This is a genomic window from Kribbella sp. NPDC000426, assembly GCF_040300265.1.
GTDB lineage: Bacteria > Actinomycetota > Actinomycetes > Propionibacteriales > Kribbellaceae > Kribbella.
The window spans coordinates 826,529-849,221 of the sequence record NZ_JBEPDK010000005.1 but is presented as its reverse complement, the minus strand read 5'-3'; the positions used below and the strand labels follow the sequence as shown (position 1 = coordinate 849,221).

14 protein-coding genes are annotated in these 22,693 nt (G+C 69.1%); 9 read left to right on the top strand and 5 right to left on the bottom strand.

Features of this window, described 5'->3' with window-relative positions; genetic code table 11:
* Positions 1-8 precede the first annotated feature (8 nt).
* On the bottom strand, positions 9-923 hold the full coding sequence (locus ABT313_RS28325) for a phosphotransferase enzyme family protein (RefSeq protein WP_350860090.1): 915 nt from the start codon (positions 921-923) through the stop codon (positions 9-11).
* Between the two features lie 181 nt (positions 924-1,104).
* On the opposite strand from ABT313_RS28325, the gene ABT313_RS28320 reads away from it, so the two are divergent.
* Positions 1,105-2,487: a hypothetical protein gene (locus ABT313_RS28320; protein WP_350860089.1), complete on the top strand. Its 1,383-nt coding sequence runs from the start codon at positions 1,105-1,107 to the stop codon at positions 2,485-2,487.
* Between the two features lies 1 nt (position 2,488).
* Here ABT313_RS28320 and ABT313_RS28315 read toward each other — a convergent pair whose 3' ends face one another.
* On the bottom strand, positions 2,489-3,697 hold the full coding sequence (locus tag ABT313_RS28315; RefSeq protein ID WP_350860087.1) for a cytochrome P450: 1,209 nt from the start codon (positions 3,695-3,697) through the stop codon (positions 2,489-2,491).
* Positions 3,698-3,853: 156 nt separating this feature from the next.
* The gene (locus ABT313_RS28310) at positions 3,854-5,077 is read right to left on the bottom strand and encodes an aldose epimerase family protein (protein ID WP_350860085.1); all 1,224 of its coding nucleotides are present in this window, start codon (positions 5,075-5,077) and stop codon (positions 3,854-3,856) included.
* A gap of 191 nt (positions 5,078-5,268) precedes the next feature.
* Between ABT313_RS28310 and ABT313_RS28305 the strand changes: the two genes are divergently transcribed.
* From ABT313_RS28305 to ABT313_RS28295, 3 genes are all read left to right on the top strand, one after another.
* Positions 5,269-5,868, top strand: coding sequence for an isochorismatase family protein (locus tag ABT313_RS28305; RefSeq protein ID WP_350860083.1), 600 nt, complete (start codon positions 5,269-5,271; stop codon positions 5,866-5,868).
* A gap of 4 nt (positions 5,869-5,872) precedes the next feature.
* Complete coding sequence (locus ABT313_RS28300) at positions 5,873-6,802, top strand: GlxA family transcriptional regulator (RefSeq protein WP_350860081.1); 930 nt, start codon at positions 5,873-5,875, stop codon at positions 6,800-6,802.
* A 108-nt stretch (positions 6,803-6,910) separates the two neighbouring features.
* Positions 6,911-9,055, top strand: coding sequence for an MMPL family transporter (locus tag ABT313_RS28295; protein ID WP_350860079.1), 2,145 nt, complete (start codon positions 6,911-6,913; stop codon positions 9,053-9,055).
* Between the two features lie 18 nt (positions 9,056-9,073).
* On the opposite strand, the gene ABT313_RS28290 is transcribed toward ABT313_RS28295, so the two are convergent.
* A complete protein-coding gene (locus ABT313_RS28290) occupies positions 9,074-12,208 on the bottom strand; it encodes a glycoside hydrolase family 3 N-terminal domain-containing protein (RefSeq protein WP_350860077.1) in 3,135 nt (1,044 codons plus the stop codon).
* A 186-nt stretch (positions 12,209-12,394) separates the two neighbouring features.
* On the opposite strand from ABT313_RS28290, the gene ABT313_RS28285 reads away from it, so the two are divergent.
* The 4 genes from ABT313_RS28285 to ABT313_RS28270 all read left to right on the top strand — a co-directional run bounded on the left by ABT313_RS28285 (position 12,395) and on the right by ABT313_RS28270 (position 19,627).
* On the top strand, positions 12,395-12,823 hold the full coding sequence (locus tag ABT313_RS28285; protein WP_350860075.1) for a hypothetical protein: 429 nt from the start codon (positions 12,395-12,397) through the stop codon (positions 12,821-12,823).
* 69 nt (positions 12,824-12,892) lie between these two features.
* Positions 12,893-14,731, top strand: a complete 1,839-nt coding sequence (locus ABT313_RS28280) for a S8/S53 family peptidase (protein WP_350860073.1) — start codon at positions 12,893-12,895, stop codon at positions 14,729-14,731.
* 87 nt (positions 14,732-14,818) lie between these two features.
* Complete coding sequence (locus ABT313_RS28275; protein WP_350860071.1) at positions 14,819-15,781, top strand: LLM class F420-dependent oxidoreductase; 963 nt, start codon at positions 14,819-14,821, stop codon at positions 15,779-15,781.
* Between the two features lie 177 nt (positions 15,782-15,958).
* Positions 15,959-19,627, top strand: coding sequence for a S8 family peptidase (locus ABT313_RS28270; RefSeq protein ID WP_350860069.1), 3,669 nt, complete (start codon positions 15,959-15,961; stop codon positions 19,625-19,627).
* 127 nt (positions 19,628-19,754) lie between these two features.
* Here ABT313_RS28270 and ABT313_RS28265 read toward each other — a convergent pair whose 3' ends face one another.
* Positions 19,755-21,113, bottom strand: a complete 1,359-nt coding sequence (locus ABT313_RS28265; RefSeq protein WP_350860068.1) for a lytic transglycosylase domain-containing protein — start codon at positions 21,111-21,113, stop codon at positions 19,755-19,757.
* A gap of 256 nt (positions 21,114-21,369) precedes the next feature.
* Between ABT313_RS28265 and hemL the strand changes: the two genes are divergently transcribed.
* A complete protein-coding gene (hemL, locus tag ABT313_RS28260; protein WP_350860066.1) occupies positions 21,370-22,692 on the top strand; it encodes a glutamate-1-semialdehyde 2,1-aminomutase in 1,323 nt (440 codons plus the stop codon).
* Position 22,693 lies beyond the last annotated feature (1 nt).

The window sequence follows — 22,693 nt, the reverse complement described above, 5'->3', positions numbered from 1 at the left end:
CTGTGAACTCAGAGCAGTACTGCGGCGGCCGCGCGCAGCCCGTCGAGCTCCGCCGCCGCCCATCCCTCGGCCCGCGACTCCGAGCCGCGGAACTGCGGCTTGTCGACGAGGTGGAAGCGCAGGTTGAAGATGCTCCCGACAACCTGCAGGTACGGGATCGCGGCCTCGTCCTCCGCGCTGATCCCGCCGTACCCGGTCTTGAACGCGTCCCAGTGCGGCGTGGTCGCGACGCCGGTGAAATCCGCGGCCGGCGGGCCGACCGCGGCGAGGTCGAAATCGAGGAGGAGAAGTCCCTGCTTGGTCAACAAGACATTGTCCAGCGTGACGTCGCCGTGGCAGGTTCCTGCCTTTGAGTACTGCGTGAGGTTGTTCCGTACAGCACCCGCGAGCGAGCGGAGCAGGTTTTCCTCCGAGTTGTCCACAGCGAGAATCTGCTCGAGCGGTTCGTCGAGCCGGTGGACGACGTCGGCCGGCCGGCGGAAGTACGGCGAGGTGTAGTTGCCGGCGGCATTGTGGAATGCGGCGAGTTGCGCGCCGAACGCGGCGTACAACTCGTCGGTGAACGGCCGCTCCGGCTTGCTCCCCTCGAGGTACGACGAGAGGGTGAACGCACGAGGTCCTTCCGGTGTGTCGAGCAGCCCGACAGAGTCTCCGTCGAGCAGCGGGACCACCGCCGGAACGAGTACGCCGGCCGACTGCAGATGTGCCGAAAGCCCTGTCTCCCAACGGATTTCGTCGGGATGGCGACCGTCGTACCGGTAGAGCTTGAGGACGTACCGCGCGCCGTCGCCGGCGGTCAGCTCGTACACGTCGTTCACCAGCGAACGGAGCAGGACGGCGCCGGTGAAATCGAGACCGTAGCGTCCGGCCAGGTGCGCGGCGAGGGCGGCGGGGTCGGGGAGGGAGCGCACGGACGGGACCATGGATGCGAGGATATGAGTCGTTTGAATGACAGCTGTCGTGGGGAGGTTCGAGACGTTTCCGGATTCGCCTCCCCTTCCGGGGCCGGAAACCGGTAGCCTCGTGCAGCGCGCTATATGGGGGCCGCCGTTCCACCCACCCGACGAACTGCCGGAGAGCCCAAACCGGTCAGGAGTGCACGTCTTGCAGGAGAACACCAGCAGCACCAGTACTGGCGAACTGGTCAACGTACCCCTTACCGGTGCGGACAAAGTCGCCTACGCCTTTTACGCGACCGCGGCTGCCGCGGCGCTGGTCGGCCAGGTCTGGGCCGGCGTGACCCACATCCCCTGGCCGAGCGACGGCTTCTCACCGCTGCTCAAGATCATCCTCGTCACGCCCGCGGTCGCGGTGCTCGAGCTCGGTGGCGTCGCCACCGCGGCCCTGGCCGACCTGCGCCGGCGCAAGGGTGAGCAGGCCTACGCCTATCGCGCGATGTCGTTCTTCGCGGCGCTCGTCGCGGTCGTGTTCAACGTGGTCGGCCACTGGCGGCCGGAGGAGCGGTTCCTCGCCTTCGGCTTCGGCGGCCTGTCCGCGTTCGCCTACGTGCTCTGGCTGATCCACAGCTCGGCCCGCCGCCGCGACGCACTGCGCCGCGCCGGGCAGATGCGCGAGACCGGCCCGGTGTACGGCGTCGTGCAGTGGGCCCGCGAGCCGCGGGTCACCTGGCTGGCGCGCTCGCTGGCGATCGAGCACGGCTACGGCCTGTACGAGAGCCTGCGCGCGGCCCAGCACCAGATCCGCAACCGGAGTCGTCGCGAGGCGATCGCCGGCACCGTCGCGGAGTACATCCGGTCCGAGCACCAGGACGAGCGGCTGGCGAAGATCGCCGAGACGACGTACGACCCGGACCGGCTGGCCGGGATGCTCGAGGAGCGGATCAACTACGAGGTCATCACCAACAAGCTGACCAAGGCGATCTCTCCGCCGCCGGAGCCCGAAGATGGTCCGGCCGTGCCGGCCGCCGTCTGGGTGCTCGAGGGCGGGCAGCCGCGGCGGGTGGACAACACCGGTGTGTCGCTGCGCGGCGACGAGGACGCCTGGACCGGCGAGCTGATGGCGATCGTCGACCAGCCGCCGGAGGGCGACGAGTCGGTCGCCGAGGCGGTCGTGGTCGAGGACGCCGCCGAACCGCAGCATGTGGTCAACGGCAACATCAACGGTGCCTCGGGCAAGCTCAAGCCGTTCGCGCCGCAGCCGAAGGCCGAGCCGACTGTCGAGAAGCCCAAGCCGCCGTCGCCGTTCGCGGGACCGGCCGACCCGCAGCCGCCGGCGCTGATCACCACCCCGAAGGTGGAGCCGGTGCTGCCCGACCCGGAGCCGGTGGTCGTGGAGGACCAGCCGGAGCCGACCGCGCTGGAGAAGAAGCGGATGCGCGCGTACGCCCTGCTGTCCGACTGGCCGGCCGGCCACGAGCGGACGGCGAAGACGCTGGCCGACGCGATCGCGTCGAGCGAGCCGATGGCCGCCCGCTTCATCGAGCAGTACGAGACCGAGCACGGGGTCGTGTTCGCCTCGCAGAACTGAGTCATCCAGCTGCCGGTGGACCTCCCAGGTTCACCGGCAGTTCTGCGAGACCGCTGACCAGCACGCGACGCCACTCGAGCTCTTCGGCCGGCTTCGCGAGGCTCATCCGCGGGAACCGGCGGACCAGCGCGAGCAGCGACTCCTGCAGCTCGATCCGCGCCAGCTGTGCGCCGAGGCAGAAGTGCGGCCCGAAGCCGAACGACATGTGCTTGTTGTCCTGCCGATCCACCCGCAGCTCGTCCGGGGCCTCGTACGCGCGCGGATCCCGGTTGGCCGAGTTGAGCGCGGCCATCACGCCCTCGCCGGCCTTGATCTGTACGCCGTGCAGCTCGATGTCCTCGACTGCCACCCGCAGCTGACCGACCTCGCTGAACCGATTGAACCGCAGCAGCTCCTCGATCGCAGTCGGGACCAGCTCGGGCTCCTCGACCAGCCGGGCCCAGTTCTCCGGCCAGCGCAGCAAGGTGGCGACGCAGCTCGAGATCTGGTTCGCCGACGTCTCGTGCCCGGCGACGAGCAGGTTCACGCCGAACGCGATCAGCTCTTCCTGGCTGAGCCGGTCGCCTTCTTCGCGCGCCCGGACGAGCTCGTCGAGCAGGTCCTCGGCCGGCTGGTCGGTGTTCGCCAGCTTCTTGGTGACCAGGTCCTCGATGTACGCCGTCAGGTTGGTCATCGCGTCCTCGACCAGGTCCTTCTCGGCCATCTTCATGCTGTACCCGAGCTCGGTCCACTCGCGGAACTGGGCGCGATCGGCATACGGTACGCCGAGCAGCTGGCAGATCACCTGGATCGGCAACGGCAACGCGACGAGCTGCCGGATGTCGGCGCCGTCACCGGCCCGGGCGACGTCCTCGGCCAGCTGCGCCGACAACTCCGCCACCCACGGCCGGGTCCGCTCGATCTTCCGGTGCGCGAACGTTGGCACCACCAACCTTCGCAGCCGGGTGTGCTCCGGCGGGTCGGTCGTGGTCAGGCTGTTCGGCATCGGCTTCGCCAGCGCGACCCGCGGCGCCCCCTGCTTCACCACCGCGGCCCGCGAGAACCGCGGATCCGCCAGCACCAGCTTCACGTCCTCGTACCGCGTGACCAGCCATACCTCGGCCCCCGCCAACGTCCGCACCCGCGCCACCGGCTCACGCTCCCGAAGCTCGGCGAACGTCGGCGACGGATCGAACCTGAAGGCATCCTCGAACGGGATCTGCAGCACCATAAGGCCAACCCTAGGCAAGTTAGGTGACCCTTGCTTGCCGGTCAGCGCGTCGTGTACCGAAGAACGCGTGGTGGTCCCGTTTGCGCAGGACCACCACGCTGTCGGCAGGCTCGGCGGAGGTACTCCGGCCCGACCACTACCCGTTCTTCGGTACGGCTACTTCGTGCCGAACGAGTAGATGGTGGTGCTCTTGTAGGTCTCGCCGGGGCGGAGGACCGTCGACGGGAAGTTGGGGTGGTTGGGGGAGTCGGGGAAGTGCTGGGTCTCGAAGGCGAAGGCGTCGCCCTGGCGGTAGGCCTTGTTGCCGATGCCGAGGAAGGTGCCGTCGAGGAAGTTGCCGCTGTAGAACTGGACCCCGGGCTGGTCGGTGTGGACCTCGATCGTCCGGCCGTGCTCGGGCTCGGTGAAGCGGCCCGCCAGGCGCATGCCGTCGTGGTCCGCGTGGCCGGCGATGACGAAGTTGTGGTCGTAGCCGCGACCGAAGACCAGCTGCTGGTGGTCGCCGCGCAGGCGGGCGCCGATCGCGGTCGGCCGGTTGAAGTCGAACGGCGTACCGGCGACCGGTGCGATCTCGCCGGTCGGGATCAGGTTCACGTCGACCGGGGTGTACTTCGCGGCGTTGAGCTCGAGCACGTGGTCGTAGATGGTGCCGTTGCCCTCGCCGAGCAGGTTGAAGTACACGTGGTTGGTCAGGTTGACGATGGTCGGCTTGCCCGCGACGGTCGCGTGGTAGTCGATCCGCAGGTTGTCGCGCCGGTCCAGCGTGTAGGTGACGGTGCTGGTGAGCTCACCGGGGAAGCCCATCTCGCCGTCGGGGCTGACGTAGGTGAACGCGACGCCGACGGACTTGTCGGACTTGACCACCTCGGCCTTCCACACCCTCTTGTCGAAGCCGATGGTGCCGCCGTGCAGGGCGTTCTCGCCGTTGTTGATCGGGATCTGGTACGTCGTCCCGTCGAGCGTGAACCGGCCCTTGGCGATCCGGTTGCCGTAGCGGCCGATGGTCGCGCCGAAGTACGGGCTGAGCGCCGCGTAGTCCGGCAGGTTGTCGAAGCCGAGGCTGATGTTCTCGTTCCTCCCGCGCCGGTCCGGCGTGACGACCTTCTGGATGGTCGCGCCCCAGGTGAGCATCGAAATCGTCACCCGGCCGTTGGTGAACGTGTACACGTCCACTCCCTGGCCGTCCGGGGTGGTGCCGAACGGGTCCTTGCGGATCTCGAGCTTGCCGTGATGTTCGCCCATGGCGGCCAACCTATCCGGCGTCCCCCTGGTGCGGGTGGTGGCGTCCGCGGTGCTGGTGAGTGCGCCCGCGGCGGCGGCACCGAGGCCCAGTGCGCCGGCGGTCCGCAGGACCTGGCGGCGGGGCAGGTGATCGGGCATCGCAATCCCCTCAATCGTTGTAGAAGCAGACCCTTGGCACGATAGGCGCGCCAGACCGGTGTTTGGAACAGTTCGGATCGGTGTGAATTCGTCCGATCTCTTCACGGTGCTCGACGGGATGACCGGATCGGTCCGGTCCCGGCCTCGATCGAGCCTTCTCCGGTACGCCGTCCGGGGGTCATCCTGGGGCCATGAGCCGAACCGCACTGATCGTGATCGACGTCCAGGAGTCCTTCCGGACCCGCCCGAACTGGCAGCTGGTGAACCACCCGGACATCGCCGACCGGGTCAACCGTCTGGTGCACGCCGCCCGCGACAAGGGCGACCTCGTCGTCTGGGTGCTGCACACCGAGCCCGGCACCGGCGGCGCGTTCGACCCGGCCAACGGACATGTCCGGCTGATCGACGGCCTCGAACCGTTGCCCGATGAGCCGATGATCACCAAGACGTCCCACAATGCCTTCACCACAACGAATCTGCAGCAGTTGCTGACCCAGCACGGCATCGCCGAGATCGTTGTCAGCGGCATCCGTACGGAGCAGTGCTGCGAGACGACCGCCCGGGTCGGCTCCGACCTCGGGTACGAGGTGGTATTCGTGACCGAGGCGACCGCGACGATGGCGCTGGCGCACTGGTCGATCCGCGACGAGGCCTCGGTCGAGGAGATCCTGGCGGATCCGCGGACCCTGACGGCGGAGCAGGTGGCCGAGCGTACGGAGTACGTGCTGGCCGGCCGGTTCGCCACGATCCGGACACTTGACGAGCTCACCGCCGTACCCGTGACATCCTGACCGGATGCGTCCCACTCGGGTGGTCTTCGTGCTGGTGCCCAAGGTGCACCTGCTGGATCTCGCCGGGCCTGCCCAGGTGTTCACGACCGCGAACGACTTCGGGTACTCCTACGAGGTGCATTACGTCGCCGAGTCCGAAGAGATCACAACCGCGCAGGGCGTGCCGTTACGGGCACAACTGGACTGGCCGGACGTCGGACCGGACGACCTGATCGTCGTGCCCGGGTGGCGATCGCCGCGGCTGTCGCCGGTCCCGCCGATCGGGCCGGGGACCCGTCAGCGGCTACGCGACCACCACGCGGCAGGCGGTACGGTCGCGAGTGTCTGCTCGGGTGCCGACGCGCTCGGCGCCAGCGGTCTGCTCGACGGCCGGCGGTTCACGACCCACCACGATCTGACGGACGAATTGGCCGCCCGCTACCCGCGGGCGGCCATCGTCCGTGATGTGTTGTACGTCGAGGACGACCGCGTCATCACCTCGGCCGGCATCGCCAGCGGTATCGACCTCACACTCCACCTGGTCGCGGTCGCCCACGGCGCGGAGGCTGCGGCCCGGGTCGCTCGCGAGATGGTCGTCTATGCCCGTCGCAACGGCGATGAGCTGCAGGAGTCGGCCATGCTCCGCCACCGCGGTCATCTCAGCGATCTGGCCCACCGCGTCCAGGACGTCATCGACACCCGGTACGCCGACCGCCTCCTGCTCTCCGACCTCGCCGGCCAGGTGGGCGTCAGCGAACGCACGCTGACCCGCATATTCACCACCGCCACCGGCCTCACCCCGCTCCGCTACCAGCAACTCCTCCGCCTCGAACGCGCCGAACATCTCATCGGCCACGGCACCACCATCGAAACGGCGGCCCGCACAGTCGGCTTCGAAGACGCCCGCATGCTCCGCCGCCTCCGCGCCAGGACAGCCGAACCGGTGGCCGGGTAGACCTACCTCCACCTCGGCCGGGGATCCAGGACTCCTGAGATCCGCAGCCGACCCGGCCAGGCTCTTGTTGACCGGGCAGCGGGCCCGGCCGCCGGAGAGGTGGGGACAATGAGCAGGGGATCAGTGACTGTGCGCGTCGCGCGCTGGAGTGCTGTCCATCCATGGCGGGCGATCGGCCTTTGGCTGTTGCTCGTCGTCGTCGCGGTCGGGATGTCGGTGGCCATCCCGAAGCAACACACGCAGGCCAAGGACAACTGGGTCGGTCAGTCCGGCCAGGCCGCGGAGCTGATCGAGAAAGCAGGCCTGGGCGAGCGCCCCGCCGAAACAGTCCTGATCACCGATCCCGACGGCCCGCTGGACAAGGCCGCCGCAACCACGGCCATCGGCCAGCTCCAGCAGAAGCTGACGGCGCTGCCCTCGATCCAGGCCGTCGGCAAGCCGGTCTGGTCCGAGAACGGCAGAGCTGTGCTCCTCCCGATGGAGCTCAAAGGTACGGCGGACGACGCGGCCGACTCGATCGACAAGGTCGTCGCCGCGACCGCCGAGGTCCAGCAGGCGAACCCGGCGCTGACCATCGCCCAGGCCGGGAACGCGTCGGTGAACGCAGGAGTCTGGAAGCAGGTGGGCTCCGACCTGGCGAAGGCCGAGAAGCTCAGCCTCCCGATCACCTTCGGTTTGATGCTGCTCGCCTTCGGCGCCCTGATCGCGGCCGGGATCCCGGTCCTGCTGGCCTTCTCGGCCGTCGGCGCCGCCCTGGGGTTCTACGCGCCGTTGTCGTACCTCTTCCCGGACGGCGGCTCGGTCGCGAACGTCGTACTGCTGATCGGTATGGCGGTCGGCGTCGACTACTCGCTCTTCTATCTCAAACGCGAACGCGAGGAACGCCAGAAGGGTCGCAGCACGCTCGACGCCGTCGAGATCGCCGCGGCGACGTCCGGGCACTCGGTCGTCGTCTCCGGCCTGGCCGTGATCGTGTCGATGGCCGGCCTGTACGTCGCCCAGGACGCCACCTTCGCCTCGATGGCAACGGCAACGATCGTCGTCGTCGCGGTCGCGGTCCTGGGTTCGCTGACTGTCCTGCCGGCGCTGCTCGCGAAGCTTGGGCACCGGGTCGACCGGCCGCGCGTCCCGCTGCTGTGGCGGCTCAACCGGCGCATCGGTCCGGCCGGCATCAGCCGCCGCATCCTCGCTCCCGTACTGCGTCATCCGCGTGCGGCGCTGTCGTTGTCCGCAGTCGTCGTGGTGGCGCTCGCTGTGCCCGCGCTGGGCATGAAGACCGAGTCGGCCGATCTGAACACGCTGCCGCAGACCATTCCCGAGGTGCGCACGCTGAAGGCGTTGCAGGAGAACTTCCCGTCGCAGGGAGGTCTGTCGTACAACGTCGTCGCGCAGGGCGGAGATGCGGTCGCGGAGCTGGCCGGACTGCAGGAATCCGCTGTGCAGAGCGGCAAGTTCGTCGTACCGCCGGGACAGACGATCCGGCAGGCGCACGGCACAGCCGTGCTGACCTTGGTCTCGGTGCTGCCGGAAGGCAGTGCGAATGCCGAGACGGCGCTCGGGCAGTTGCGGGGGCAGTTGGCGCCGGCCGCCTTGGGATCGACCCGGTGGGCCGTCGGCGGGGACTCGGCCGAGTCGGTTGACTATGGCAACAATCAGCGGGACAAGCTGCCCTGGGTGATCGCCTTCGTGCTGGCGCTGACGTTGGTGATGATGGTCGTGACGTTCCGGAGCGTGGCGATCGCCGTGGTGACGACGGTCCTGAACCTTGCCTCGGTCGCGGCTTGCTTCGGGGTGCTGTCGCTGGTGTTCCAGCATTCGTGGGCGGAAGGCCTGCTCGGGTTCACGTCCAGTGGGTTCGTGGTGTCCTGGATCCCGTTGTTCCTGTTCGTCATCCTGGTCGGGCTGTCGATGGACTATCACGTGTTCGTCCTGAACCGGATCCGCGAAGGCGTGGCGGCGGGGCTGACCCCGAGCGAGGCCGTCCGGAAGGGGATCACCGAGTCCGCCGGCGTGGTGACGAGCGCGGCCGCGGTGATGGTCTCCGTGTTCGCCGTCTTTGCCACTCTCGCGATGCTGGAGATGAAGCAGATGGGTGTCGGCCTGGCGGTGGCCGTCCTCATCGACGCCACGCTGGTCCGCATCGTGATGCTGCCGTCGATCATGGTCCTGCTCGGCCGTCGCGCGTGGTGGCCGAACCGGCTGCACAAGCAGGCCGTGGCGCCAGTCGATCGTGAGCTGGTGGGGGTGAGCTGAGCCCACCCCCAGTCTCGATCAGAGCTTGGATGCCGCGGTCAGCTTGCTGACCGCGGCACTCGGGCTTCCGCTGAGCAGCAGGTGGTCCGCGTCCGAGATGAGCTTGGACGCGGACTCGTCGAGGTTCTGGCCGACGTGGTTCTGGGCGATCCAGCGGGCGACGCCGACGACGGCGTCGTCCTCGGCGAAGGTGTCGGCCTTGGTGCGCTCGAGGAGCTTGGCGGACTGGGCGGCCGCGGCCAGTGCGATAGTTGCCTGCGGCCCCGACCAGTCTTTCACGCCGAGCGCGATGCTCGCCGCGACCCCGGCCGCCACCGCGTAGGCATCGTGCTTGCGCAGCAGGCTGTTGCGGGCATCGGTCAACGCCTGCCGGGCAGCGGCTTGCGACGTCAGCCCCCAGCCGAACGGGTACTGCGGGTTGTACGACGCGTCGCCGACGTTCAACGGCTCCTGGTCCTCGGCGTGCGGCCAGCTGACCGGCAGGCGACCGCTGAACGGGACCTTCCCGAACAGTACGTCGGCAACACCCGCGCCCTCGGTCCCGGGCAGCCATGACGCGACCACGGCGTTGATCTTGCCGAGCTGGTCCGCGATCACCTGCGGGCGCCCGGACACGATCAGCACGACGCACTTCATCGCACCGCACACCTTGTCGACGGCGGCCTTGTCCGCGGCGGTGAGCTGCAGGTCGTGACCGTTGCCGACGTCACCGATCCCCTCGGCGTACGGGCGTTCGCCGACCACGACCACACCGACGTCGTGGCCCTCGAGCGGAGCGGAGGCGTCCGCGCTGAACGTTGCCGTCGGCACCACCTGCTTGATCCCGTCGAGGATCGTCGTACCGGTGGTCGTCGCACCGGAACCGCCCTGCCAGGTGATGCTCCAGCCGCCCATCTGGTTGCCCAGGTCGTTGGCGTTGCTACCGGCAACATAAACCTTCGAGGTCGGAGCAAGAGGCAACAGATTGCCGTCGTTCTTCAGCAATACCTGGGACTTCGCCGCAGCCTCGCGTCCGACCGCCCGGTGCGCGGCCGATCCGATCGAGGAGATGTTCGACGTGTCGGCGTACGGGTGCTCGAACAGGCCGAGCTTGAACTTCTCGGTCAGGATCCGCCGGACGGCGTCGTCGATCCGTGTCATCGGGATCCGGCCGGCCGCGATCTCGTCGGTCAGTCCCTGGGTGAAGCCCTGGTAGTTCGTCGGCACCATGATCATGTCCAGGCCGGCGTTGATCGACGTACGGATGTCGCTCGCGTAGTCGCCCGGCAGTTGGTCGATCGCCTGCCAGTCGCTGATCACGAACCCGTCGAAGCCCATCCGCTGCTTGAGTACGCCGTTGATCAGCTCACCGTCGCCGTGCATCTTCACCGGCGGCGCACCGTCGATCGACATGCTCGAGTACGACGGCATCACCGTGCCGACACCGAGGTCGACGGCTGTCTTGAACGGTGCCAGATGCAACGTCTCCAGCTGCTGCCGGGTGACCTGCGTGATGCCCTGGTCGATCTTGTACGAGCCGGTCGTCGAGCTGCCGTACGTCGTACCGCCGTCGCCGACGAAGTGCTTGGCCGTCGCGAGCACGTGGTTGTTCTGCTTGAGCTGGCTGCCGTCGGCCTTGCCCTGCAGGCCGGTGACGACGGTCGCCATCGACTGCACCAGCGCGGGATCCTCGCCGAATCCTTCGTACGCGCGACCCCACCGGTCGTCGCGGACCACGCACACACACGGCGCGAAGTCCCACGGGATGCCGGTCGCGCGGACCTCGGTCGCGGTCACCTCACCGGCCCGCTGCGCGATGGCCGGATCGCGGGTCGCGCCGATCGCGATGTTGTGCGGCAGGATCGTTGCCCCGACCACGTTGTTGTGCCCGTGCACGGCGTCGACCCCGTAGATCAACGGGATCTGCAGCCGGGTCGCCTGCGCATTCAGCTGGAAGTTGTCGATCATCGCGGCCCAGGCGGCCGGGGTGTTCGGTGTCGGGACCGAGCCGCCGCCGGACAACAGCGAGCCGAGCGCGTACGACGCGATGTCGCTGCGGGACCGCAACGCGTTGCGCTCTGCCTGGGTCATCTGGCCGACCTTCTCGGCTGTCGTCATCCGGGCGAGGAGGTCGTCGACGCGCTTCGTGATCGGCAGCTTCGCGTTCAGGTACGGCAGGTCGTGCGCGTTGATCACCACGACCGGGTTCGCGGGCGCCTTCGCGCCGGTGACGGTGAGCTCGAGCGGGATGGTCTCGGCGGCCTCGGCGGTGTGGTCCTTCTTCGTCGTGACCGCCACAGTCTGGCTGGTGCCGGACGCCGTACCGGCCGGGAAGGTGAGCGTGCCTGCGACGGGCGTGTAGTCGGTGGCGCCGGCGCTGCCCGTGCCGGTCTTGTAGTCGACGGTGACCGGCTCTTCGAGCGGCGTGCCGCCGGTGGTGGTGACGGACACCTTCACCTGCGCGGTGCCGCCTTCCTTGACCGGGTACACGCCGGCGTCGGTGGTGACACTGGCCTTCAGCGCCGGGTCGGCCTTGCCGTAGACCTCGATCTGGTCGATCGCGAACTCGCCGGGCGAGCCGACCGGCATCGTGAACGCGTAGCCCCACATGTGGGTCAGGTTGAGGATCTGGTCGATGCCGCCGACGGGCTGGTAGTCACCGCGGTACACGAGCTGGCTGAACGGGATCTCGACCTGGTGCCAGCCCTGCCAGTCGTCGGTGAAGCTGGTGTTCCACAGCTCGGAGGCCTCCGCGTTCGCGCCGCCGTCCTTGATCTCGAAGAAGATCCGCTTCCCTGAGCCGGGCGGCAGCGGGGCGGTGTTCTGCCCGTACCACCAGAACCGGATCCCCTTGTACGCCGACCAGTCGGCGGGGTTCACGTCGTACGTGATGTCGTGGCTGAAGCCGCCGTACCCGCTGATGTTGTAGGTGCCGTGCAGGACCTTCTCGCCGGCAGGCGCGTCGGCTCGGGTCTGCAGCTCCATCGTGGGCGGGTCGTCGGCGTCGCTGCCCCAGGTGAAGATGCCCGCGTTCGGCGGGTAGGCGAACGGCTCGCCGCCTTCGAACGCCGCCAGCGTGATCGGCGTCGGATCATCAGCCACCGCATCCAACGGCAACAGCCCGGCCACCAGAGCAGCCGCTGCGACCAGTGCAATCCGCCGAAAACCACGCATGGGCGACTCCCCACCTCAGCGCGGGCCTCACACCCGCGTCGGGGCCGACTCTCAGCCCTCCCGTCGCACGGGTCAATACCTCGCCGGTTCCGGAACTAGAGCGCTCTCACAGGCGTCAGGCGCATATACGGCCGCAGGCCGGCGTGGTAGTCGGCGCGCACGAGTTCCGCGGCGGAGATGGCGGTCGTGCCGACGGTCAGGTGGCGGCGGGCCCTGGGTGAGCGTGAGGCCGGTGACGCGGAAGCGGAGTGGCCAGGCGCTGGCCTTCGTGGCGCGGTCGAGGGCGGAGTCGTAGCGGGCCAGCGTGGGGTCGCCCGGAGGGATCACATCGCGTCGTGGTTCGAGGGCGCGGACGGTCAGGTGGGCGGAGTCGAGCTGTCCGGTCTGCCAGTGGTCTGGACCGGCAAGGGCGGCTGCCTCCGCGGTCAGGGCGTCCAACGCGTGGGCCAGCGCGCAGTCCCGCGGAGGCCGCAGTACGACGCTGAGGGGCCAGCGACCGCCGTCCCGGGGCAGCTCGTCCCGCTGATGGGTGCCCTGCGCAATCTGTGGAGCGGCGTCGGCGAAGAGCTGGTCGAACTTGTCGATGAGAGTTCTCCCTTGAGTCGGTTCGGGTAGGACGCGAAGTCTGGACAGTTGGTTGTCGGGTGGGTGACTGTGGTCGCGGCGACGAGGGGGAGGGACTCCATGAAGCTTCGTTATGTGCTGAGCAGCTTGGCGCTGATCGTTCCGATGGCTGTGGTTGCGGTGGTGTCACCCGCCTCGGCGGCCTCATCTGCGGAGCCGGCCGCCTCGGCGAAGGTGCCGAGCATGCTGCGGGACGCCGCCAACAAGGTCGCCGCGGCAGCGAAGAGCAGGACGACCGCCGTGCAGCCGCGGGCGATGAGCGTGGAGAGTCCAGGTCGCCTCGGCGTCCAGGTGTACGCCGCCGCGCCCGTCACCGCCGCACAAGAGGCAGCGCTCACCGCGCTCGGCGTCACGGTCGAGAAGAACTCCGCCGACTTCAAGGCTGTCCCCGGAGCCGATCTCCCGACCACCGGCCTCGTATCCGCCTCGGTGCCGTACGACAAGCTCGACGCGGTCGCCGCGCTCGGCTGGGTGACCGCGTTGCGGCCCTCGCTGCGGCCGCAGGTCGACGTCGGTCCGGTGACCGCCGAGAGCGTGAAGCTGCACAAGGCCGACCTGGCGCAGGCGCGCGGTCTGACCGGCAAGGGCCAGAAGGTCGGCGCGATCTCCGGCGACGTCGACAACATCGCCGCGGCGATAGCCCAGGGCGAGCTGCCCCCGGATGTCCAGGTCCTGCAGCAGGCGGCGTCGTACGTCGACGACGAGGGCACCGCGATGCTCGAGATCATCCATGACATGGCGCCGGGAGCGAAGCTGGCGTACGCGAGCACGCAGGACACCACCGCGCAGTACGTCGAGGCCTTCCACACCCTCGCCAACGCCGGCGTCACGATGATCGCCGAGGACATCGCGCTCGACGACGAGCCGGCGTTCCAGCAGGGCATCGGCGCCGCGACCGCGGAGAGCCTGGCCAGGCACGGCATCTGGATCAGCTCGTCGGCCGGCAACCTCGGCGGCCGGCACGCTCCGCGGGTCGCCGCGGTCGGCACCGGCAAGGGCGCGGACGGAGCCACCGGTCCGTACACCGGTTGCCCGCTCGATCCGGACAACGTGGTGAAGCTGCGCGGCGACGACACGTCGTACGACCTGAACCTGCTGCCGGGGGCGTCGATCTTGCCGACCCTGCAGTGGAGCGAGCCGCGGGCTGTCTTCCCGACCGCGGGCCAGGGCGGGTTCACCGACCTCAACCTGTACCTGATGGACTCGACCGGTACGAAGTGCCTCGCGTCCAGCACCGGCGTCCAGGCCAACGGCGTCGGCGACACGATCGAGCAGTTCGAGTACGACAACACGACCGGCGCGGCGCAGGCCGTCAAGCTCGTCGTCGACGTGCAAGGCACCTCGACCGCGAAGAAGGCGCCGATCCTCGACCTGCGCTGGCGGGCGCTGTCCGCCGGTGTCCAGACGATCGACCCGCCGGAGCGGGCCGGTTCGATGAACCCGGACTCGAACTACATCGGCTTCGCCACCAGCGCCGGCGCCGTCAACGCGAGCGTCTCGGTGGACCCGAAGACCACACCGCTGGAGTCGTATAGCGCGGCCGGTCCGACGCAGCTGATCACCACCACCCGCTGCCCGGGCGGTAAGCCCGGTCCGTGCAAGGGCGTGTCCGGTCCCGGTTCGGTGAGCTTCCCGGCGCCGTACTGGCTCGCGTCCGACGGCGTCTCGGTGAGCGGCGCCGGCGGCTTCGGCTCCGGTACCTGCCCGACCACGACCAACGGCGCCTGCCTCTTCTTCGGTACGTCGGCGTCCGCGCCGAGCGCCGCCGGAGTCGCGGCACTCACCCGGCAGGAGTTCGGCGGACGGATCGCTCCGATCGCCCTGAACGCGATCCTGGCCGCCCGGGCGGTTCACCGTGCCGGACCCGGTGTGGGAGCGGGAGTTCTGAGCGCCAGATGAATTAAGAAGCTGCAGTGGTCCGATTGAGTGCAAATTCAGTACTCAGATTCATGGACCGATGCCGCCATCCGTGGAAAGGATGGCGGCATGACTACACGTTTCGGGGTTTTCGTCCCGCAAGGCTGGAAGATGGATCTGGCCCAGATCGCGGATCCGATCGAGCAGTGGGAGGCGATGACCGACGTCGCCAAGCGCGCCGACGAGCAGTCCTGGGACTCGATCTGGCTCTTCGACCACTTCCACACGGTGCCTGAGCCGAGTGACAACACCACCTTCGAGTGCTGGAGCGCGACCGCGGCGCTGGCCCGCGACACCAAGCGCGTGAACATCGGCCAGATGGTCGGCTGCAACGGCTACCGCAACCCGTCGCTGTACGCGAAGATCGCGTCCACCGTCGACGTCGCCAGCCACGGCCGTCTGTACGCCGGGATCGGCGCCGGCTGGTACGAGCACGAGTGGAAGGCGTACGGCTACGAGTGGACCGACATCCCGCAGCGGATGGCGGCGTTCCGCGAGGCGACCGAGATCATCTACAAGATGTGGACCGAGGACAAGCCGGTCTTCGACGGCAAGTACTACTCGATCAACGAGCCGATCAACGAGCCGAAGGGCGTCCGCAAGCCGCACCCGAGCTTCTGGATCGGCGGCGGCGGCCCGAAGGTCACGCTGAAGCTGGTCGCGCAGTACGGCGACGCCGCGAACATCGGCGGGGGCAACCCCGAGGTGATCAAGGAGAAGTGCGACATCCTCCGGGAGCACTGCCGCAAGATCGGTCGCGACTACGACGAGATCATCAAGTCGACCGGGCTGAACGTGTTCCCGATCGACAAGGGTGACGACCCGCAGAAGGCGACCGCGAAGGCGCTCGGCCCGATGGACCGGGAGAAGTTCGACCGGGACAACACCATCGCCACCGAGGACGAGATCGCGGACAAGGTGGAGGCGGCACTCGAGGCCGGCGCCGACTACGTGATCTTCTACATCCCCGGCGTCGCCTACGACCTGGATCTGCTGGAGCGCGTCGAGAACATCGCGAAGCGCTTCGCCTGACTTTGAGCACCCGCCAACCACCTGCCGGCCGGCGTTGTGGTTGGTGCGTGCTCAAGGTGGCTGGAATCGGTCATGGCGGGTGTTGGGCAGCGGGAGTGGTGGACCGGGGCTGAGGGCAACTGATTGGCTCCCGATGATGGCCTCGCGTGGGTCGGGGCATCGGGAGGTGTCCCGCCTGTGTTTGCCCGATCGTCCCGGTCCGCGTCCGGCCTGCTCGCCGCGGTGGTCGTCAGTTCCCTGCTGCTGACGACCACCCCGGCGCACGCCGCCGATGCCGCCCGGCCCGCCGGCGCCGTCAACCCGACGCCGGGTGCGTCGGTCCAGCGGATCACGCTCGTCACCGGCGACGTCGCCGAGCTGACCACGAGCGCCAACGGGCAGGTGTCGGCCCGGCTGACCGACGACGAGCCGTACTACTTCGGCACGTTCGACGGTGAGCTCAGCCTGATCCCGTCCGAGGCCTACCCGCTGCTCTCCGCGGGCCGTCTGGACAAGCGCCTGTTCAACCTCACCGAACTCGCTGCGCAGGGGTACGACGACGCGAGCAGCGATCGGCTGCCCCTCCTCCTCACCGCGCCGGCATCTCTGCGCAGCGCGCCTACCACTCCCGCGGCCGCGACCCTCCGCCGTACGCTCGCCAGCGTCGGAAGCTCCGCGGTCACCGTCAAGAAGTCCGACGCCAAGGCGTTCTGGGACGGCATCAGCGGTCCGACCACCTTCAAGACCGGCCAGGTCACCAAGATCTGGCTCGACGGCCGCACCCACGCGACGGACGATCAGTCGGACCAGCAGATCGGCGCCCCGACCGCCTGGAAGCAGGGGTACGACGGGCACGGCGTCAAGGTCGCCGTCCTCGACACCGGGTACGACGCCGGGCACCCCGACCTTGCCAAGCAGGTCGTCGCGTCGGAGAGCTTCGTCCCGGACGAGGCGGTCCAGGACGGGCACGGCCACGGCACCCACACCGCGTCGATCGTCGCCGGCCTGGGTACTGCGTCCGACGGCAAGCGCAAGGGTGTCGCGCCGGGCGCGGAGCTGCTGATCGGCAAGGTGCTCGACAACAGCGGCGGCGGCTACGACTCCGAGGCGATCGCCGGTATGGAGTGGGCGGTCCAGCAGGGCGCGAAGGTCGTCAGCATGAGCCTCGGCGGTCTCCCGTCGGACGGCACCGATCCGATGAGCGAGGCCGTCGACCGGTTGTCGAAATCCAGCGGGACCTTGTTCGTCATCGCGGCCGGCAACTCCGGCGCCGAGGAATCCGTCGGCTCTCCGGGCGCGGCTTCCGAGGCCCTGACCGTCGGCGCGGTCGACCGCGATGACAGCCTCGCGACCTTCTCCAGCCGCGGCCCCCGACTCGGCGACGGCGCGCTGAAGCCCGAGGTGACCGCGCCCGGCGTGGAGATCGTCGCGGCCCGTGCCGCCGGCACCGCGCAGGGCCACATCCTCGGCCAGTACTACACGGCGATGAGCGGTACGTCGATGGCGACGCCGCACGTGGCCGGTGCCGCCGCGATCCTGGCCCAGCGTCACCCCGACTGGACCGGCCCGGAGCTGAAGGCCGCGCTGGCGTCGACCGCAGTACCGTCCGCCGGCGCCCGCACCGACCAGCAGGGTCTCGGCCGGATCGACATCCCGAACGCCCTCGACCCGAAGGTCCTCCCGAACACCGCCAACCTCTTGTTCGGCGACCTCTCCTGGACCGGCCCGACCGCTCCCGCGCCGGTCACCCGCAAGGTTGCCTACCGCAACAACTCGACCCGGCCGGTGACGCTCACGCTGTCGGTCGGCGCACAGTCTCCGGCGGGGGTGGCGGCCGGGCTGACGGTGAGCCCGGCCCGGCTGACCGTCCCCGCCGGTGGTACAGCGTCCGCGATCGTCACGCTCGACCTGGCGAAGACCAAGCCCGCGAACTACGCCGGCGCACTGACCGCCCGTACCATACGGTCTGGTATGGCGGGCGGAGGTCAGACGGTCCGCACCGGGCTCGGCTTCGCCGCCGGCGGCCGGCTGAACCAGGTGACGGTGAAGGCGATCGGCCGCGACGGCAAGCCGGCGACCACCGAGGCCGGTGCGAGCGGCGTGCAGTTGTGGAACCAGGACACCGGTGACGTCAACGCGATCGCGTTCGACGAGAACGGCAGCCGCACCCTCGACGTACCGACCGGGCGCTACAGCGTGATGGCGTACGCCGTCGGCGGCGACGAGGCGAACTGGGCCAACTCGATCACGCTGCTCGGCGACCCGGACGAGTGGATCGGCAGCGACCGCACGTTCACGTTCGACGCCCGGACCGCGCACAAGGTGACGATCAAGACCCCGCGGCCGGCCGACGCGCACAGCATCGGCATCGCCTGGCACCGCAAGGTCGGCGACCGCGACGCGGTGTCCGGCTGGGGATTCGACGGCAAGGTTGCCAACGGCATCTACGTGCAGGACTTCGGAAAGGTTGCCAACGGTACCTTCCAGGTCGTGCAGCGCTGGGACCTCGCCCAGCCGCAGTTGACCGTCGACGTGCCGGGTGCCGGCCGGCTGCCGACGCCCGGCCAGGGTTCCGACCGGAGCGTGTACGTCGGCAACGAGAACCTCCCGCTCTCCAACGGCGGCGACGGTACGCCGGCCGAGCTGGCCGGCGCCAAGGGCAAGATCGCGCTGATCCGCTGGCTGTCGCCCGACGACATCGTCGCGCAGGTGCAGGCGGCGAAGGCGGCCGGCGCCAAGGTCGTGTTCGTCTACAACGAGGCGCCCGGCTACTGGTCGACCGGGACCGATGAAGGCATCCCGGTCTATCTGCTGCGCTCCGAACAGGGCAAGCAGTTGCTCGCCGCCCTCGCGAAGGGACCGGTCTCGCCGAAGCTGAACGGCGTCCTCGACAGCACCTACCGGTACGACGTCGCGATCGGTCCGTCGACCGTGAAGGGACCGCTGACGTACGACGTCGCGAAGATGCATCCGGCCGTGGTGACCACGAACTTCCAGCGGAACGACGCGTGGTTCCTGCACACCGACCAGCGGATCGCGCACCTGCCCGGAATCAGCACCGGGCTGACGTCGACGCGGGCCGTGACCGGGCCGGTGAGCCGGACCGACTACCTCGTCACCGACCTCAAGGGCGTGACGTGGGACGAGACGACGTCGGCAGGGGAGTGGAACGAGAGCGGGTACGAGTCCACGATCCCGCGTTCGTACCGTCCGGGCGAGCAGGTCACACGCGGCTGGTGGGAGTCGCTGATGCGTCCCGCCGTACCGGGCCTGTCGGACTCGGCCGGCGATGTGGCCCAGGGCTGGCCGCCGGCGCGGTTCGAGAACGCGCTGCGGATCGCGATTCCGCAGTACGTGAGCGGCGATCGGAGCGTGTTCGGCTGGGGTGATCGCGGCGATGTGACGAGCATGAAGCTCAGCAGCAACGGCGTTGAGCTCGGGAGCGCGGACTGGTCGGTGGCGCAGTGGGCGGTGCCGGCGCGGGCCGCGTGGTACGACCTGACGCTGGACCAGAAGCGCGGCGCTAACAGTTGGGCGACCACCTCGACGTCGACGCACACGACGTGGCACTTCCTGTCGGTGCCGACGAAGAGCCGGGCGGTGCTGCCGCTGGTGCAGGTCGACTACAAGCACACGAACGGGTGGCTCGAGCTCACGCCGAAGTATCAGCCCGGCGTGCGTGGTCTCGGGATCTTCCGTACGACGGCTGAGATCTCCTTCGACGGCAAGACCTGGCAGAAGCTGTCGCTGCGCGGGATCGGCACGGTCCGGGCCCAGGTCCCGACCGGTTCGAACCCGAGCATCCGGGTGACTGCCACCGATCTCATCGGCAACAGCATCAGTCAGACCATCGACCGAGCCTGGTAGTTCTGATCGTTAGCTGCGTCTGATCGTTAAAAAGGAGCGACGCCACGAAGCCGGGGGGATGTGCTCCGTGGCGTCGCCAGGGGCGCGCCTAGGGAGGGGTGGGGGCAGGCGCGCCGGTCTGTGGGGATCAGCTCCCGAGGATGCCTCCGCCCAGGACGCCCAGCAGTCCGAGCAGGGACAGCAGGTTGCGGATGACCTGGTCGACCGCCTTCGCCCCACCGGTCTGGTAGGCGGTCACGCACTTCTGCAGCTGGTCCTGGGTCGGCTTGGTGATCGTCACCTTCGCCATCTCGGACTGGCAGTACGTCGTGGCCGTCTGCAGCTCGCCCACCGTGGAGCCGACCGTGCCGACGATCAGGCCTACCGCCGTCGTCAGGGTCGCGACCCCGGGCGTCGTCGTGGTCGGGGTGGTCGGCTTCGAGGTCGGCTTGGTCGGGGTCGGCTTACCGGGCGTCGGCTTCGACGTCGGCTTGCCGGGCGTGGGCTTCGACGTCGGGCGGTCGGTCGGAACCACCGTCGGCCGCGTGTCGTCGCGCTCGTCGGTCGGCGTCGTGACCACCGTGGGCGGCGGGGTCGGGAGGTCGATCGTCTTCGGCAGGTTCTTGTCCGACGGCGCGTTGATGTCGCCGCCGCCGATCTGCTGGCCCGCGTCGTCGACGTCGTCACCCGACGTCCCGTTGCCGACCGCGATCCAGCTGCCGCCGGCGTACGCCTTGGCGATGCTGACCACGAGGTCGACGTAGGCTTGCGAGTGGTTGTAGCGCAGGACGGCCGCGTTCAGGTCGGAGGCGTTGGACAGGTCGGTCTTGCCGGAGCACAGGTACACCGCGGTCGACATGGCCGCGTCGTCGATGTCCTGCGGGTTCCGCACGCCGTCGCCGTCGCCGTCGACTCCCATGGCTCGCCAGGTGCCCGGGATGAACTGCATCGGACCGACCGCGCGGTCGAACGCTCCGTCACCGTCGAACGCACCCGCGTCGGTGTCGGAGATCCGGGCCATGCCGGACGAGCCGTCCAGCCGCGGGCCGAAGATGCCGGGAACCGCGACGCCCTGCGAGTTCAGCGCGTTGCCGCCGAAGCGGCCGTGGTTGGACTCGACCCGGCCGATCGCGGCCACCAGCGTCCACGGCAGGTGACACGACGGGTCGGCCTGGGCCAGCACCTGCTGGGCCCGGGAGTACGCCTTCAGGGCTGCGTTCGGGATGCCGTTCTTCGACAGTCCGGAGACCACCTGGGTCGGCTGCTCGCCAGGATCGACGCCCGGACCGACCACACCCGGCTGCGGCACGCTGGCCGGCTGGGAGATCGGCTGCTTCGGAACGACGACCGAGTTGCCACCGGACAGACCCTGCTCCAGCGACGCCGTGGCGACCGCCGGATCGTCCGTGGCACTGACGGTGAATGCGCTCGCGAACAACGCCACCGGGATCAGCGGCGCCACCTGACGCCAGCCGCTACCCGTGGCGCGGCGCTTGCCCTTCGCCATCGATGATTCCCCTCCGTGATTCATCGACCAGCCCGGCCCCACGCCGCGGACAGTCTGTAATTCTTCGTCGGTTGTCGTCGTAATAGGTCTAACGTCCGCCCCGTTGCGTGGGTTACGCGTCGGACGAGACCGTGTACGTGCCGTCACCGGGTACCCATACTGGCGCGTAACAAAGCGCCTGTGAACCCCTCGCGCACGATCCACCCGTGTAATTCGGACCGCCCTGCCCACCGGCCCGACTGGCCGGTCGGGGACAATGTCCGTCGTGCCCGCACACACAGATCAGTCCGCCGAGCTCTTCGACAGGGCCTCCGCAGTCACTCCGGGCGGGGTCAACTCTCCCGTACGTGCGTTCCGCGCCGTCGGCGGCGTACCGCGCTTCATGGCATCTGGTGACGGATGTCACATGACCGATGTCGACGGCAACCGCTACCTCGACCTGGTCTCGTCCTGGGGTCCGCTGCTGCTCGGACACGCGCACCCGGAGGTGATCGCCGCCGTCCAGGCCGCGGTCGCCCGGGGTACGTCGTACGGGACGCCGACCGAGACCGAGGTGCTGCTCGGTGAGGAGATCGTCGCCCGGACGCCGGTGGACAAGGTCCGGCTGGTGTCGTCCGGGACCGAGGCGACGATGTCCGCGCTCCGGCTGGCCCGCGGATTCACCGGTCGTGCCAAGATCATCAAGTTCGCCGGCTGCTACCACGGTCATGTGGACGCGCTGCTGGCCCAGGCCGGTTCCGGCGTCATCACGCTGGGCATCCCCGGTACGCCGGGTGTCACCGAGGCGACCACGGCCGACACGATCGTGCTGCCGTACAACGACCAGGCCGCCGTGACCGCGGCGTTCGCGGAGTACGGCGACCAGATCGCGGCCGTGATCACCGAGGCCTCGCCCGGCAACATGGGCGTCGTTCCGCCGCGCGACAACTTCAACGCGTTCCTCGCGCAGGCCTGCCGCGACAACGGCGCACTGTTCATCTCCGACGAGGTGATGACGGGCTTCCGGATCACCCGCTCCGGCTGGTACGGCGTCGACGGCGTAGAGCCGGATCTGATGACCTTCGGCAAGGTGATGGGCGGCGGCTTCCCGGCCGCGGCCTTCGGCGGTCGGGCCGACGTGATGGCCCACCTGGCGCCCGAAGGCTCGGTCTACCAGGCCGGCACGCTGTCCGGGAACCCGATCGCTACCACGGCCGGGCTGACCACGCTGCGGCTGGCGACCGACGAGGTCTACGCCAAGATCGACGAGACGTCGCTCACGATCCAGCGGCTGGTGTCGACCGCGCTGGACAAGGAAGGTGTGCCGCACGTCATCCAGGCGGCCGGGAACCTCTTCAGCGTCTTCTTCGTGGAGTCCTCGGAGGGACCTGCCGAGATCCGGGACTTCGCCGGTGCGAACGCCCAGGTGCTGCCCCGGTTCACGGCGTTCTTCCATGCCATGCTGGACGCCGGCGTCTACCTGCCGCCGAGCGCCTTCGAGGCCTGGTTCGTCAGTGCGGCCATCGACGACGACGCGTTGGCCGCGTTGGAGTCGGCCCTCGCCCCGGCTGCCCGGGCGGCAGCCGCAGTACAGAACTGAA